This is a genomic window from Streptomyces sp. NPDC029296, assembly GCF_055569255.1.
Genome location: NZ_JBVHXT010000060.1, coordinates 1 through 14,093, shown reverse-complemented (window position 1 = coordinate 14,093; position 14,093 = coordinate 1). Strand labels below are relative to the sequence as shown.

Below are 14,093 nucleotides of genomic sequence, written 5' to 3'. Positions count from 1 at the left end.
GGTGCGGGGAACCGGCGACGTGCGTCGTCCGGCTCCGGGTGCCGGACGTCGGCGCGGCCAGCGAGTGACCTCAATGGCCGCCGCAGCTACCGCTGGTCAGGCCAGGCGGCCAGGTCGGCCGTGCGTCGTGAGCAGCAGGCGGTAGCGGCCGGGGCCGCTGATGGAAGGCGGATCACCCGGGTGCGTCCCGGCTCGCGGACGATCGCGGACTTCGTCTCCAACTCGACCAGCTGGTGCATCAGGAGCAGGCTGCGCATCGGGATTGTGAGACCTCAGCTCCGCCGGGCTAGATGTCGTTGCAGGTCGACGTGACGGAACTGGTAGATGGGTCCGGCCTGTCTTAGGACGCCCCGCACCTGGTGGGCGTCCGCCAGGAAGGCCATCAGGTGGCGTGGCAGGGTGTCGCGGTTGCGGACAGCCAGGTACAGGCGGGTCAGGGCGAATTCCCCCGTGGCGGTGCGGTGGATAGCTGCGGCCAGGCCGAGCACGAGCCCGCTCCACAGCCCGATGCAGCAGCAGAAGATGGTGTTGTGAACCAGTTGATCGGTGAGATCCAATTCCCACAGGTCCCAGTTCAGGATGCCGAGGAGGACCCCTAGGAGGAGCCCGGTCAGGAGTCCGAGGAGGGCGCCGGTGCGCACGAAGGTCCAGAAGGCTTTGTGGTCCTGTCGGAGCAGTTGCCGGGGACTCGGCACTGAGGTCAGGTCTGCTGGTGATGCGCTCCATGTAGTGATCAGCCAGGAGACGAGTCCCGCTGCGGCACCCCAGCCGACGCCGGCCACCCGGTCGAGGAGCACGTTGAGCACCATCCCCACGAGTAGGCCGCTCCCCAGCCCCAGCAAAAGGGAGTTGCGGTTCCAGGACCAACGGCCCTGTACTGCGGGGATGTCTCGTTGCCGGAGTCGGAAAAGCTGGCTGAGGAGCCACCCGACGGGTAGGTAGGCGGCGCACACCTCGGCGTATTCCCAACGCGGAGCCCAGCTGGGGAACGCGCCCTTGAGGAGGAGCGGGAAAGGCGGCCAGTCGAATATCAGCAACACGTCACCCTCGGGGTCCACGGTGAGGGATGCGAGGATGACGAGGCCGGTGCCCAGCAGCGCCAGCGCGGTCATCGCCGTGCCGAGGGCCGCACCCGTCAGCAGCCGTCGGGTGGCTTCGGGCACCGTCAGCCGCAGCTGCCACCAGGCGAAGTCCGTGCTGCCATGCAGGCCGTCCTCCAGGTGCCGGGCCAGGAAGGTGAGCGCTCGGCGGGCCTGACGGCTCGTCCACCGCGGGTGGTGACCGGGCAGCGGGCGGTAGACGGCGGGGAGGAAGCCGTCGAAGAGCCGGTCACGGACAGCGGCGGCGGTGGGGAAGCGGGTGGTGTCGCACAGCTCCGCCGGGTCGGGAAGCGTCGTGGGGCGTTCGCCGGGGCGCGGGTTGTAGACCGTCCGGGCCAGGAACAGCGTCAGGGGTGTAGCAAGGGCCCGGCCGACAGGGGTGCCGGTGGGCAGGAGATGGAGCACGGGCTGCCAGCGCTCGGCGGACGAGGTGCCGTCGCCGCCGGCGTCGCGGCGCAGGTAGGCGGCGGCCTCGCCGGGGTCCACGGATTCGAGTTCGATGCCGGCTGCCGCGGTGAGGCGTACGGGAACGCCAGCGCCGGCGGGCCCACTGACGGCGGCCCGGTACTCGTCGGTGCGGCTGGTCAGGACGAGTGGGGTGCCGGGAGGCAGGGCACGGTTGACGGCGTCCAGGGCCACTGGGCGGGTGCGCGGAGGCAGTTCGTCGATTCCGTCGAGCAGGGGAATGACCAGGTGTTGGTCCAGCAGCGCGCGGGCCCGTGATGTGGGTCGGCTTTGGCCGTTGGTGGCCAGGGCGGGGCCGGTCCGGCCAGGCCCGGGTAGTCGGTGGCGAGGCGATCGGCCAGCCATGCGCTGAGTTCCTGATGGTCAGGGTCCCAGGAGGCCAGGGGGAAGATGACCGGGACGGGTGTGCCCGGCTGCCGTGTCCGGATCAGGCCCAGCAGGAGGCGCAGGAGCAACATCGTCTTGCCCGCGCCCGGTTCGCCGAGGATCAGCAGGCGCCTGCCCGGTACGCGGTCGGTGAAGACCTCGACGACCTCGGCGTCGCTGCCGGCCAAGCCCTCGGGGCCATGAGCCCACGCGGGTGGCAGCCTGGTCCGGTCGGCGACGGCGCCGCTGGCCGTTCGGACGAGCAGGTGCCAGGGGTCCACCAGACTGGCGCAGGCGGGTCGCCAGGGAGCCGGCAGCGGGTACGGGTCATCAAGGCGACGCAAACTCGCCTCCGCCTGCCACTGGGCACCCACCGCCCGTGCCAGTTCGTCGGCCGTGGCTGCCAGGTCGAGACCATCAGCGTGCTCCCGCCGGTCTGCCCGGTAGCCGAGCCACGACATGTACAGCGACGCCACACCGACGACCAGTCCCACGCTAGTCCCGATGGCTCCCAGTACCTGTTCGGCGTCCGCCCCACCACCCACTCGAACCCATTTCGCGAGCGTGAGCCCGACAGCCGCGACAACCCCCGCGACCACAACCCACGCCCGGCGGCGTCTACGCCTGCTGGCGTCGCCTGCCTCTCCTGAGCCCTCGGATCGCATGGGCACGAGAATGCCGCACGCCGCTCGCCGGTGACAGAGGGAAGCCGGACGAGCACACCTGACCATCGGTTCTCGCGCGCTGCGGGCGCGGGACGCCCACCACACCGCTGGTGTCCTCCCTTCCCCCCTCGCAGCTCACAGTGCCTCCTGATCCAGTTCGGCGGTACGGGCCGGGGCGGGCGCCGGCCAGGGGGGACGCCGCTCTCCAGCCGCTGCTAGACCCGATCAGCCGGTGAGGCAACCGCCGACGCAGTACCGGTGTCGCTTACGATCCATGACCGTGCATGAGATCCCCGACGAGCTGATCAGCCTGGAGCGCTCCGCCGAGCAGGAGCGGGCCCGGCTCGCCGGCCTCACCGGTGACGACTATGCCGCCCAGCTGCGCCGGTGGCGCGAGGCCTCCGCCGCCTTCCAGGCGGCCGTCACCGAACACGCCTCCACCAGCCAGACGAGCCGGTACGAGCTGGAGCAAGCTGTGAAGAAGGCTGTTCGGCACCCGGAGCCCGAGGACGACGCCGCCGGCGAGTGACCCGCACGCCCGGTGCCGGGGCTATTGCCGGTCGGGCCAGTCGGCCAGTACAGCATCGGTCTCCTCATCGAGGAGGACGATGCGAGTGCCCGGTCTGCCGCCGCGCTCGCGGATCCAGCGCCGGAACTTGTCCCGCGCCGTCACCTCCCGGCGCCACCAGCCGTGCCGCACCGGCCGGCCGTCCACGGTGAGCAGCAGGTGGTAGCGGCCGGGGCCGCTCATGCGAGGCGGATCCCACGGGTGCGGCCCGGCTCGCGAACGATCGCACACTTCGCCTCCAGCTCGACCAGCTGGTAGTGCACCGAGGCCCGGCTGCGCATGCCGACCGCATCCCCGATCTGCCGCACCGTCGGCGCTTCACCGTGGTCAGCGATGTGCCGGCGGATACAGCGCAGGATGCGCTCCTGGGTGTCGGTGAGGTGGTCGACTCGGTGCATAATCCAACTAGAGCACTTGTTCGAATTTATGGGCAAGCGGAGACCCGACAGGCTTGGGAGGAGCAGGTGAGCGGTGGTGAGCAGCCGCTCTCGCGTCTGGACGCGCTGCGCTTTACCCGGCGCGTCGTCGAGCAGCAGGCGGCACGGCAGCTGGCCCTCATCGACCGGTGGATCGCCGAGGAGGAACAGCGCCAGACCGAGCGGCGCCGGGGCCAGGAGCGTCAGCCGGAGCCAGCGCAGTGGCTGATCCAGTACGGCCTGAACCGCTCCAACGTCGACGCCGTGCACACCGGTGACTGCTGGGTGGCCGCCAGGAGCGGCCGGTGCCGCCCCGCCACCCGGCAGCAGGCACGCGACGCCCTGCTCCAGCACGTCCCGGCCTGCGACCACTGCCGGCCCGACACCGCCCTCGGCCTCCTCGAATAGGCACGGCCTCGACCCGGCCGACTGGCAGGTGACCGGGCTGGTGCGCACCGTGCTCCTGGCGGCCGACGGGGAAGGCATCACCCATGACCTGGTCCTTGCCCGAGCCGATGCTGACCGTGGCCGTGGACAGCCCAGTTCTGCCCGCCGGGTGGGCCGCCGAGCCGAAGTGGGACGGCTTCCGAGCCCAGCTCGCCGTGCACACGAACGGCCGGGTACTGCTGCGCTCGAGGCAGGGAACCGACATGACCGGCTCGTTCCCCGAGATCCGGGAGGCGGCCCTCGCCCGGTTGCCCGCGGACACCGGCCTGGACGGCGAGCTGGTGGTGTGGGAGTCCGGCCGGCTTGCGTTCGAGCGGCTTCAGCAGCGCCTCGCCCGGCGCGGGACCGGGGCCCTTGAGGCGGCGCGCCAGTGGCTGGCGCACTACGTCGCCTTCGACCTGGTGCACCAAGGCGACACCGACCTGACCAGCTGGCCGTACGAGCGGCGGCGCGCGGCGCTGGAGGCGCTGTTCGCCGGCCACCGCCTGGAGGCACCGCTGACGCTGTGCCCGTCTACCACCGACCCTGCCGTAGCGAGGGAGTGGCTGGAGTGGACGGCGGCCGGGCTGGAGGGACTGTGCTTCAAACGGCTCGATGAGCCGTACCGTCCGACACGGTCGTGGCGGAAGTACAAGGTGCGGATCACGACCGAGGCCGTCATCGGTGCCGTCACCGGCTCCCTCACGGCACCCCGCACCGTGTTGCTGGGCCGCTACGACACAGCGGGCCGCCTTCGGTACACCGGGCGCAGCACCACTCTCTCCCAGGCCGTCGGCCGCGCCCTGGCCGACAGGCTGGCCCTGCCGATGGGTACGCACCCGTGGCAGGGGTGGACGTTCTCGGCGGGCTGGGGGACGCAGAGCACGCTCGACGCGGTGCTGGTGGAGCCCGAGGTGGTGCTGGAGGTGGCTGTCGATGTCGCCCGGGACAGTGCTGGGCGGTGGCGGCACCCCGTCCGGCCGCACCGCATCCGCACGGACGTCGACGTGACGCAGGTGCCGCTGTTCGGCGAGGACGACGCCTCGCCGTGAGCCCTACGCCACGGTCGGCTCCGTAGGCGGGGCCGCCGCGGCGGGAAGCTCTTGGCGCAGGTCGAGGTAGCAGCGCAGCCGGACACCCTGCTCGCCGGGTGTCCTGGTGGTCCGGTCGTCTGTCGCCGTCGCCCAGCGTCCGGCGAGCGCCTTCTGGAAGGCGAAAGCGGTGGCGTCGTCTACGGCCGCGACGTCTACGACGACGAGCCCTGGTTCCGTGACGTGTTCGTCCCTGATCGGCTTCATGCTCTGGTCGACGCTCGCGGATGGTACCCGGTGTATCCGGGCCTGGGTTGTTCACCCGGTTGAGTGGCATCACCCCCTACGCCGCCGACTGCAACACCTCTCCGGCCTACGACCCTGCCCTTTTGCGCGCAACGTCCGTCGCGCTGCGCCCTCCCCCGGCATCTTGCTTCCGGCAGGGCCGGGGGGATGCGTCCTGCCGCCGTTTGCCGTCTATGCGTCTTCGGCGGGTTGGCGGTAGACGCCGTCGTCGCCCGCATCGCGGGACCACTCGCGGAAGTCGGTGTTCCCCAGATCGATGTTGATCACGAAGCTTTCCAGGTGCTGCCGCGGGATGCGGAAGGAGGGTGCGGGTTCACCGGGCGGGTTGTCCACGGCGAGGAGGGGCAGGTCGGGTGAGGCGAGGGCCTGTTGGTCGGCGACGAGCAGGACGCTGTGATGGGGCCAGTCGTCATCGTCACGGCCGATCAGGGTGCGTAGCTGGTCTTCGGTCAGTCCGTCGTAGTCGGGGTTGTCGATGGGGGTGACGTCGATGGCACCGTCGTCCTCGCCACCGTGGTCGATGAAGTCCACCAGGCGGTGCCAGGCCTGGGGGTCGGTGAAGCAGGTGCGGACGAGGACGATCCCGCCGTCCTCACCGTGGATTTCGGGGGCGTCGGCGGCTGGCTGGTAGGGCGAGGTGCGGGGGCCGGTGTAGTCGGCTGCGGGCAGGGTGGTGTGGGAGCTGCTCTTGTGGGTCTGCTCGGGGGCTGTGGGGGCTTTCCACACCTGTACGAGGTAGGTCTCTGCCGGCGGGGTGGCCTTGGAAGGGCGGGGCTTGCGGGGCAGGGCGGCGTCTTTCACATCGGCGCGGCCCCGGGCGTGGATGCGGATCCGGTAGGTGCCGGGGCCGTCGAAGGCGAGGTTGGTGGTGAGTGCCGTGTCGTAGCTGGCGACGAAGGCGCGGCCCCGGGGGAGGTCGGCGGAGAGGTCCAGGACGTCGTCCCAGCCGTCTGTGTCCAGCGGCGGCTGCTTGGTGTGGGTCTCGACGGTGACGCGGGCGTAGCCGCGTTCGCAGCCGGTCAGGAGGGTGCCGAAGTCTTTGTGGAAGCCGATGAGGCCGTTGGTGAGGGTGGAGTGTTCGGGGAACTCCATGACGCCTTCGGCCACGGGGTCGATGAGGAGCTCGTGGTCTTGGACGTAGAGGTCCTGGGTTTCGGTGGTCACGCCGTGTTCAACTCCGTCTCGTCTTCCCCTGTGTACGGCGCTGGGTGCCGCCCCTGGTGGCGGGGGCGGCACCCGGTTCATCGGTGAGCTACGGCAGTCCTACTTGATGCCCACATAGTAGGCGTCGCCGTTCAGGACTCGCTGGCTCTTGTAGAAGCCGCCCAGGCGGGCGCCGGCGGTGCGGTTGTCGCTGGCGGAGATGACGCGGATGCTGCCGTGGCGGGGGTTTCCGCCTTCCTTGGTGGCCGCGAACGGGTACTCGTCGCAGTCCTTGCCCTGGGGTGCGCTGATGCGGCCGCACATGGCGGTGCGGTGCTTGTCGATGGTCGTCTTGTCGGTGATGCGGTGCAGCGGTGTGGAGGCGCCGGGGTGCCCGGTGATGGCCCGCTGCGCGTCGGCGATGTGCCGGGCGGACTCCTTCACCTTCGCGTCGGTGCGCGAGAGGCTGAAGGTGGGGGCGTAGCCGGGGAAAACGCAGCCCGGGTTCTTCACGCGCTGGCGGTTGTTGCGCGCCCAGAAGGTGTCGTCGCAGCGGAACTTCGCGGACTTGTAGCTGATGTCGCCGCCCGTGTAGCCGGGCTTGGTGAAGGTGAAGCGGTAGGACGCCGGGGCGGTCAGCGTCTTTTTCTTCTTCACCGTGGCCGTGTAGCTGACGGTGCCTTTGCGGACGGGGCCCAGAGTGGATCCCTGGGGGAACTTGACGCTGGTCTTCACCGCTTTGCCGGCACCGACGGTCACGTTGACTTTGATGCCGGAGGCGTTGACGAGCGTGGCCTTGCCGAGGGTGAAGCTCTCGCCCCACTTGAGCTTGCTCGACTTCAGGCCCATGGAGTGCTTGATCTCGAAGTCGGCGGAGCCGACGGGCCGGCCGTTGCGGAGCAGGTCCACGCGGGCGGCGACGTCGAGGCACATGCTGGTGCGGGTGATGGTGATGTAGCCGATCCGGCAACTCGCCCCGGAGGCCTCGATCCGGACGGTCTTGACGGGCCCCAGCTCGGTGACGCGCAGAGTCTGCTTTACCGGTGCGGGCTCGGCCACGGCCTCGCCCACCACGCCCCCGGCCAGTACACAGCCCGCGAAGGCCCCCGCTAACAGCCGCTTTGTTGTCCTGTTCAAAGAAACTGTCCCCCTTCCCCGCCGCTATGCACGGCCGCGCCGTGTTGCAGACCGCTGCCGCGGCAGGCACCGCCACCTTAGGGCTCCGCCGCCTCCAGCGACCAACGAATAAGGGGCAGTTGACGCGAAACACTTCACTGCAGACGGACACGCCGATACCAGCGAATGATTTGAAATTGCTCCCGTCAGGTCACCTCTCCCTCCTTACCGATACGAAGCGAGTAGCGCCTCGCGTAGTGCGGCATCGAGGCGGTCGAGGCGGCAGCCACAGGCCGGCTCAACCACGTGGGCTTCACTTTGGTGCGCGCAGCCCGGGAGACCTGACCGGTTGGTGTACACGCGGCGGTGGAGGTGCTGTTCGTCGACCACCGTCGGAGGCACCGCTGACCCTGCCTCCGTATTTCCGACCGCGCCCACCATGTAGGCAGCCGTCTACGGGCCGGCCACAGGTATCTCGCACGCCAGTGCCGACCGCCCCAGCGAAGCCTCCGGCAACCCCCACCCTGGTGGGTCCCTCCCCGGTCGGCATCGGTTCAGCTCCGGTCATCGCCAAGCTCCGGGCCAGCCCCGGAGGGCCGACCGGGTTGCTCAGGGGTGGGGCTCCAGCACCTCCAGGGCACCGGTCTCGGTGTCGTAGCTGCGCAGGGTGACGAGCCGGACCGACAGCGGGGGCGTCGGCAGCAGTTCGCAGACCCGCCGGCCGGCGAATGCACCGGCCCGCCGGGACCGCCCGAGGGTGATGTGCGGGCTCCAGCGCCCAGGTTCATGGAAGGGGTTGAGGGTCCCGGGCGGGCTGTCCGAGACCACCGCCTCCCACAGTCGGCGATGCAAGCCGGCCAGCGCGGAGTCGAGGTCCAGCGCCCAGGCAAGCACCGAAGTGGGCCGCTCGAAACGGACCACACCAGTGAACCGCACCGGTAGCGGCAGGGAGGCGGCCACCTCGGCGAGCTCCCAGCGGATCGGGGCAGTCAGCTCCGGGCAAGCGGCCAGGGTGAGGTGCGGGCTGTTGGTCGGTGAACGATGACGCGCCTGACTGGGTAACCCCGCCTCCGCCAGCTGCCGCCAGGCCTGCCGAACCGCCAGCTCTGCCGCCTCATCCAACAAGAGCTCGACCGTGCGCACCGCCGCAGCCTACCCGCGACTTTGCCACGGCGGGTCCGTGACTCGGCGGGTCGATAGGTTCGGGGCAGCCAGTCCCCTCTATGAGGGTTTCCGCCGCAAGACGCAGGAGCGCCGCGCTGAACCGCCGACCGCAGGCGACATGGAGGGGGCCGTCGACATCGCCGATACAACGCCGAACGGCGACGGCACCCCGCCCGGCCACACCGCAACCGCACATACAACGGCCAGGGACCATCCCTGCGGGCGCGGGGATGGTCTGTGACTCCCCCAGGGAGTGAACGCCACGGGGTGGCGGAGAAGAACCAATAGGTGGAGGCCATCGGATGATGTGGGCCTCCCGGCCTGGATGGTCGACGGCGTGGGGAGCGGACGCCGTCTCGCCCTCGCGGTCGCGGTGATCGACGGGTGCAGAGACGGCCGAGGTCCTCGCTTCGGTGGCGGTGGTGGTGACGGATCGAATGCGGGCGTCGCGGATCGTGTTCTGCACGGCAAAGCCGGCGACCCGGGCGCGCTCGTATCGGCTGGCCTCCCGTGACGATATGCCTTGAGCGGGGCTGATCCACCACCGGAGCGACACCGGGGTGGCGTCACCCAACGTCCACAGCACGACCAGCTACGCCTGCGGCCGGAAGGTGAAGTCCATGCCGAGCACCGGAGTCTGGCCGCCAACCTCGACCTCCGCGATCGGCTACCCAGCACGGTCAGTCGGCGGGCCGTGGCCGCGCCGACGCCGTCGTCCAGGACGCCACGCTCGATCCGGTCCGCGTCCGGGCGCCGGCCCTCGCCAAACAGCAGCTGACGCTTGGACACCTCCGCGCCCTCGGTGAGCCTCAGCGCGCACAGACCACGCCCGCAGCCACCGTCCCGGTGAAAGCTGTTCGGGGCCGAGCTGCGGAAGTGGACGACTTGCGGGCTTCTCGACGGTGCTGAGGATCGAGAACGCCGCAATCCATGCAGCAACCTGATGCGCTGCCCCTTGCACGTGAGGCCAACGTGTTACCCAGCAGGGACGTTACCGAGCCGCAGCGGCAGAGTACGAGACGACCATGCCTCTTAGCCGGGCACCCGCTCGGCATGCGAGACAGTTGGACGCGAGCGACCGCTCCCCCGGTCATCCCGGGGCAGCGATCATGATCAGAGCGAGGTTTACGCCGTAAAGATTTAGCGGTACAGCTCCATCTGGCGGCCGATCTTCGTGTACGCCTCGGCAGCCACGGTAGAGGGGTTGTAGAGGGTCACCGGCTGAGCAGCGGTGTACGCCTCCGGGACCCGTACGTCGGCCCGTACCGTCTCCAGCACGATGTCCTCGTACGCCTCGCGGAGCTGGTCCTCCATGTCCTTGTAGACCTTGCCCTGCGAACTGTGCTTGACCCCCTCGGTGATCACCACCCAGTCGACCCCTGTGGGCATTCCGATGTGCCCGTAGACGGCCGCCAGGTCAGCGATCTTGTCTTCCAGCTCGGTGAGCCCCCGGGCTTCCTTCTCCTGAGACTTGGTGCAGCCGACGACTTCGTCCCCGGCGATGAGTGCCCCGACGGTGGCGAGCTTCACGTCTCCGGGGCAGTCGATGATGATCAGGTCGAAGCGGCCGCGCAGCTCTCCGAGGATCCGGTGCAGCCACAGCTCCCGTGCGGTCTCGCCGGCGAGCTTGAACTCCAGCGTGTCGAGCTTCTTGGATTCGAGCACGACCCACAGGTTCGGGATGACCTGCTTCGTCTTGCTGTTCCGAGCGGGTACGACTGCCTCAGCGAGGGTGAACAGCTTGTCGATGACGTCGTAGAGCGTGGGGAGGTTCGGATCAGCGTCTGGATCGTCGTACCCCAGCAGCCGGGAGACGTCGCGCTGCTTGTCGAGGCCGATGACGCAGACCTTCTTCTCGTGCTTAGCCGCGGCGTAGGCGACAGCGCCGGAGAACGTCGACTTGCCGGAGCCTGCCGAACCGTTGGTGGCCACCAGCACTCGCGTCTTGAGTCCGGCGTCTTCGGGGATGGTGTGCATATCTGTAGTCACTGAGGGTCCTGGTGTTATGCGGTGAGGGCGTGGGCCGCGTCGGGTGCCTCATAGTCGGCATGCGTCGCCAGCCAGTCCAAGTAGGCGCGAGCGTGTTCGGGGTCGTCCGGGCCGGCGTTGGACAGGTGGATCTCGCAATGAGCGAGCGATAGAGCTAGGGCGGCCCTGGTCTGACGCTCGTGTCCCTCGTCTCCGGTGAGGGAGGGGAGACTGAGGGCGGAAGCTCCTATGCCGGCTTCACCCAGCCACTGAGAAGCAAGCGCAACGGCTTCGTCAGGCTCGGTCGGCAGTTGCAGAGCAATAATATGCAGCCGGGAGGCATCACCCTCAAAGGCTGCGACGGCGGCCGCGCACGCATCCCGGCGTTCCTTCGTCGCCGCGTCCGGCTCATTGCCTGTCGAGTCGCCGCTCTGCTTGGGTAGCTTCTTCGCGGCCTTGGGCTTCCCCGCCGCGGCCTTGCCGCTCCCGGGCTCCGCGGCTCGGGCCGTCGCCAGAGCCTTCTCCTTCTTCCAGGCGGCCAACTGCTGCTCCGGGTCCTTGATCTTGCCAAGGTCGCGGGCCAGCTCGATCGTCATGCCTTCGGCGCGCTCCTCAAGGGCCTTGCGAACCTCCGGCTGGAGGTTGTGCAGCCGACGCCGCTGCGAGACCCAGCCTGCGGACTTCCCGAGCGCCTGGGCCACAGCATCATAGGTGCCGAGTTCAGCCTTGAGCTCTTCGATCGTCGCCAGTTCCTCGAACGGCTTCAGCTCTTGACGGGCAACGTTCTCGGTGGCCGCCGCAATCAGGATGGCCTTGCGGGTCGTCGCCTTCTGATTGACGAGGATCGGCAGCTGCTTCAGGCCCGCGAGGCGTGCTGCCGCCAGGCGCCGGTTACCTCCGATGACCACATACCGTGCGTCGCCGACCTCGTGCGCGTTCTCCGGAAAGGCCGCCTTGAAGACGTCGGCCGGGATGACGGCGAGCGACTGGAGGACACCGCTCTCGTTGTAGGTGTGCGCGAGACCTTCAAGACCTTCGAGCTCTTCACGCGCGTTGCGGGGGTTGTTCGCGAGTTCGCTGATGGCCACCTCGGGCCCGGCAGGCGCCGCCTGTCCGACCCCGGCCGCCCGTCGGCGTTCTTCCTCCCGCAGCCTGCGCCGCTCTGCTACGGACAGCTCGTTCTGCGCGCCGGCCATTCACTTCTCCTGGGGGTGGTACTCGTGACGTTCTACGGCTGGAGCTTAGCGAGCGCTCGCCGTCATCCACCTCAGGCCCCGCTCTTTACGCCGTAAAGAGCGGGCGCATGCCGTGAACGTCGGCTACTCAACCGCCCCAGCGCAAGCAAGGCACGCCTCGAGTCGGATTGGGCGGGGTGCATCCGCGAGTCAACCACTCCCGTGAGGTCGACCGCCAGGGGCCACACCCAAGCCGCCTGGAGCCGCCACTTCTTTACGCCGTAAAGAACGGGCGCATGCCGTGCACGTCGGCTACTCACTGATCGTTTCAGATTGAGATTGGGACGGTCACTCGTCGTCGATTCGCTGAAGTATCTGCGTGAGGTCACCGGCGTTGAGCAGGTCGGCAAGTACCCGGGTCATGTTGTCGACGCCGGGGCCCCGAACTACTAGCCCGTCAGAGCACCAGAAGTAACGGCCGCCCAGCTCCTCGCCTGTCTGGGACCACCCCTTCATCAGGCGTTCGACCTCGGCGAGCGTGAACACGGTCGCACTCCAGCGGGAACCGTCTGCCTCCAGCCGTACCTCTACGTCGACGTTGCAGACGGCATCCAGATCCTCACCGGCGCCGGGCAGGAAGGACGCCCTCGAACCGATCTGTGCGTACCCGGCCAGGGTCCATTCCAGCCCTGCTCATTGGTCTCGCTCCCTGCGTTGTTCACCCGGGGAGTATGTCGATCCGCCTCGGCGTGCTCAACCAGGTTCTCTGGCCAGCTTCGGCCTCGTGACCCTGAACTTCGTCCCTGATGATCCCTGGGATCGGATAGCCCCGCTACTGCCGGTGCGCCCGCGGCGGTACCACCATCCTGGACGGCTCCCGGTGCCGGACCGGGTCGCCCTGGCCGGCATCGTCTACGTCCTGCGCAAGGGCGTGTCCTGGCGAGACGTACCAAGCGAAGTCGTGGGCTGCTCTGGGGTAACCGCCTAGCGTCTGCGGGACTGGACCGAGGCCGGCGTCCGGCCCCGCCTTCACGTCGCACTGCTGACCGAAATGCGCCGCGCCGACCTGCTGGAACTGGACGACTGTGCCGTAGACGGATCGCACGTCCGGGCTCTCAAAGGGGGGCCCATGTCGGCCCGTCACCGGTCGACCGAGCCCGTCCCGGCTCCAAGCACCATCTGATCGTCGATCGCCATGGCGCCCCGCTCGCCGTCACGCTCACCGGCGGGAACCGTCACGACGTCACCCAGCTCCTGCCCTTGCTGGACGCAGTGCCACCGATCCGGGGACTGCCAGGTCGCCCCGCACCAGGCCGCGGCGTCTGTACGCCGACTGCGGCTACGGCTTCGGCAAGTATCGCCGTCTGCTGTCGTAACGCGGCGTCAAACCGATGATCGCCCGCCGCGGTGTTGCGCACGGCTCCGGACTCGGCAAGCGCGAGTCGACCACTCCCGTGAGATCGACCGTCAGGGTTCACGCCCAAGCCGCCTGGTGCGGCGGCTTCTTTACGCCGTAAAGATCGGGCGCATGCCGTGCACGTCACCTACTCAACCGCCCCAGCGAAGGCAAGGCACGCCTCGAGTCAGGTTGGGCGAAGCGCACCCGCGAGTCGACCACTCCCGTGAGATCGACCGCCAGGGTTCACACTCGAGCCGTCTGGTGCGGCGGCTTCTTTACGCCGTAAAGAGGGCACTCCCTGCATCCAAACGCCAACCGGCCCGCACTCCCCCGCTGCGGTGGACGCGGGAGTGCGGGCCGTTGTTTGCAGCTCGTGAGGATCAGGCCACTCAGGTTGCAGGTGCGCCTTCATCGGAGTTGGGGATGCCGACGGCAGCCTTTGGGGCGGCCGGGTGCCGCATGGCAATGATCGGCGCAGCGCCGGGCTCGGTGACCGACGCCCACACCATCCGCCACGCCTCATCCCACTCGTAGTCGCAGCCGTGGCCCGGGTGCGGGTGCCGTTAGAAGGCGCCGCGCATGATGGAGCGAGTCCACGGCAGCGCGAGGTTGTCGCCGACGCGGCGTGGGACGAGGTGGCCGTGGAGGTGGAAGACGGTCTGGGTGGCGTCGGGGCCGCAGCTGGTGAGGTAGACGCCTCACGCCCCCAAGCCGTCAAGTCGGTTGCCGAGACGCGCGTGTAGCTTTGCTGCCGGTTCGATTACGGACGCAAGGGGGCTTCGGTG

14 protein-coding genes and 3 pseudogenes are annotated in these 14,093 nt (G+C 69.1%); 4 read left to right on the top strand and 13 right to left on the bottom strand.

The annotated features are described in order from the left end of the window. Positions 1-86: 86 nt before the first annotated feature. From ACZ4W9_RS36630 to ACZ4W9_RS36620, 3 genes are read right to left on the bottom strand one after another with little or no spacing between them, the layout of a single operon-like run. Positions 87-257 (bottom strand): hypothetical protein, encoded by a 171-nt coding sequence (locus ACZ4W9_RS36630; RefSeq protein ID WP_467943219.1) that lies wholly within the window; start codon positions 255-257, stop codon positions 87-89. Positions 258-272: 15 nt separating this feature from the next. Continuing rightward, positions 273-1,739: a hypothetical protein gene (locus ACZ4W9_RS36625; protein WP_467943215.1), complete on the bottom strand. Its 1,467-nt coding sequence runs from the start codon at positions 1,737-1,739 to the stop codon at positions 273-275. After that, a complete protein-coding gene (locus ACZ4W9_RS36620; protein ID WP_467943212.1) occupies positions 1,685-2,425 on the bottom strand; it encodes an NACHT domain-containing protein in 741 nt (246 codons plus the stop codon). The genes ACZ4W9_RS36625 and ACZ4W9_RS36620 overlap by 55 nt, the downstream gene beginning before the upstream one ends. A 445-nt stretch (positions 2,426-2,870) precedes the next feature. Between ACZ4W9_RS36620 and ACZ4W9_RS36615 the strand changes: the two genes are divergently transcribed. Then, complete coding sequence (locus ACZ4W9_RS36615) at positions 2,871-3,125, top strand: hypothetical protein (protein ID WP_467943209.1); 255 nt, start codon at positions 2,871-2,873, stop codon at positions 3,123-3,125. 21 nt (positions 3,126-3,146) lie between these two features. Here ACZ4W9_RS36615 and ACZ4W9_RS36610 read toward each other — a convergent pair whose 3' ends face one another. Both ACZ4W9_RS36610 and ACZ4W9_RS36605 read right to left on the bottom strand, forming a co-directional pair. Then, positions 3,147-3,347 (bottom strand): hypothetical protein, encoded by a 201-nt coding sequence (locus ACZ4W9_RS36610; RefSeq protein WP_467943205.1) that lies wholly within the window; start codon positions 3,345-3,347, stop codon positions 3,147-3,149. Continuing rightward, positions 3,344-3,562: a LexA family protein gene (locus ACZ4W9_RS36605; protein ID WP_467943200.1), complete on the bottom strand. Its 219-nt coding sequence runs from the start codon at positions 3,560-3,562 to the stop codon at positions 3,344-3,346. Before ACZ4W9_RS36605 ends, ACZ4W9_RS36610 begins: the two co-directional genes overlap by 4 nt. A gap of 66 nt (positions 3,563-3,628) precedes the next feature. Here ACZ4W9_RS36605 and ACZ4W9_RS36600 point away from each other — a divergent pair, with 66 nt between their 5' ends. After that, positions 3,629-3,988 carry a DUF6233 domain-containing protein gene (locus ACZ4W9_RS36600; protein WP_467943198.1) on the top strand — a complete coding sequence of 120 codons (360 nt, stop codon included), beginning with the start codon at positions 3,629-3,631 and terminating at the stop codon, positions 3,986-3,988. An 83-nt stretch (positions 3,989-4,071) separates the two neighbouring features. Further along, on the top strand, positions 4,072-5,058 hold the full coding sequence (locus ACZ4W9_RS36595; RefSeq protein WP_467943194.1) for an ATP-dependent DNA ligase: 987 nt from the start codon (positions 4,072-4,074) through the stop codon (positions 5,056-5,058). A gap of 3 nt (positions 5,059-5,061) precedes the next feature. On the opposite strand, the gene ACZ4W9_RS36590 is transcribed toward ACZ4W9_RS36595, so the two are convergent. The 7 genes and pseudogenes from ACZ4W9_RS36590 to ACZ4W9_RS36560 all read right to left on the bottom strand — a co-directional run bounded on the left by ACZ4W9_RS36590 (position 5,062) and on the right by ACZ4W9_RS36560 (position 12,631). Beyond that, on the bottom strand, positions 5,062-5,304 hold the full coding sequence (locus tag ACZ4W9_RS36590) for a DUF6207 family protein (RefSeq protein ID WP_467943192.1): 243 nt from the start codon (positions 5,302-5,304) through the stop codon (positions 5,062-5,064). Positions 5,305-5,514: 210 nt separating this feature from the next. Further along, positions 5,515-6,507 (bottom strand): DUF6924 domain-containing protein, encoded by a 993-nt coding sequence (locus ACZ4W9_RS36585; protein WP_467943188.1) that lies wholly within the window; start codon positions 6,505-6,507, stop codon positions 5,515-5,517. A 99-nt stretch (positions 6,508-6,606) separates the two neighbouring features. Continuing rightward, positions 6,607-7,545 carry a NucA/NucB deoxyribonuclease domain-containing protein gene (locus ACZ4W9_RS36580; protein WP_467943186.1) on the bottom strand — a complete coding sequence of 313 codons (939 nt, stop codon included), beginning with the start codon at positions 7,543-7,545 and terminating at the stop codon, positions 6,607-6,609. Positions 7,546-8,211: 666 nt separating this feature from the next. Further along, entirely contained in the window at positions 8,212-8,745 is a 534-nt protein-coding gene (locus ACZ4W9_RS36575; RefSeq protein WP_467943183.1) for a 2'-5' RNA ligase family protein, read from the bottom strand. Between the two features lie 1,161 nt (positions 8,746-9,906). Continuing rightward, the gene (locus ACZ4W9_RS36570) at positions 9,907-10,755 is read right to left on the bottom strand and encodes a ParA family protein (protein ID WP_467943180.1); all 849 of its coding nucleotides are present in this window, start codon (positions 10,753-10,755) and stop codon (positions 9,907-9,909) included. Positions 10,756-10,769: 14 nt separating this feature from the next. Beyond that, entirely contained in the window at positions 10,770-11,930 is a 1,161-nt protein-coding gene (locus ACZ4W9_RS36565) for a ParB/RepB/Spo0J family partition protein (protein WP_467943177.1), read from the bottom strand. 327 nt (positions 11,931-12,257) lie between these two features. After that, positions 12,258-12,631: pseudogene (locus ACZ4W9_RS36560) on the bottom strand (hypothetical protein). Positions 12,632-12,693: 62 nt separating this feature from the next. Here ACZ4W9_RS36560 and ACZ4W9_RS36555 point away from each other — a divergent pair. Continuing rightward, positions 12,694-13,390 (top strand): annotated as a pseudogene (locus ACZ4W9_RS36555) (IS5 family transposase); the annotation flags it as partial. Between the two features lie 481 nt (positions 13,391-13,871). On the opposite strand, the pseudogene ACZ4W9_RS36550 reads toward ACZ4W9_RS36555, so the two are convergent. After that, positions 13,872-13,988: pseudogene (locus ACZ4W9_RS36550) on the bottom strand (HIT family protein); the annotation flags it as partial. Positions 13,989-14,093: the final 105 nt, after the last annotated feature.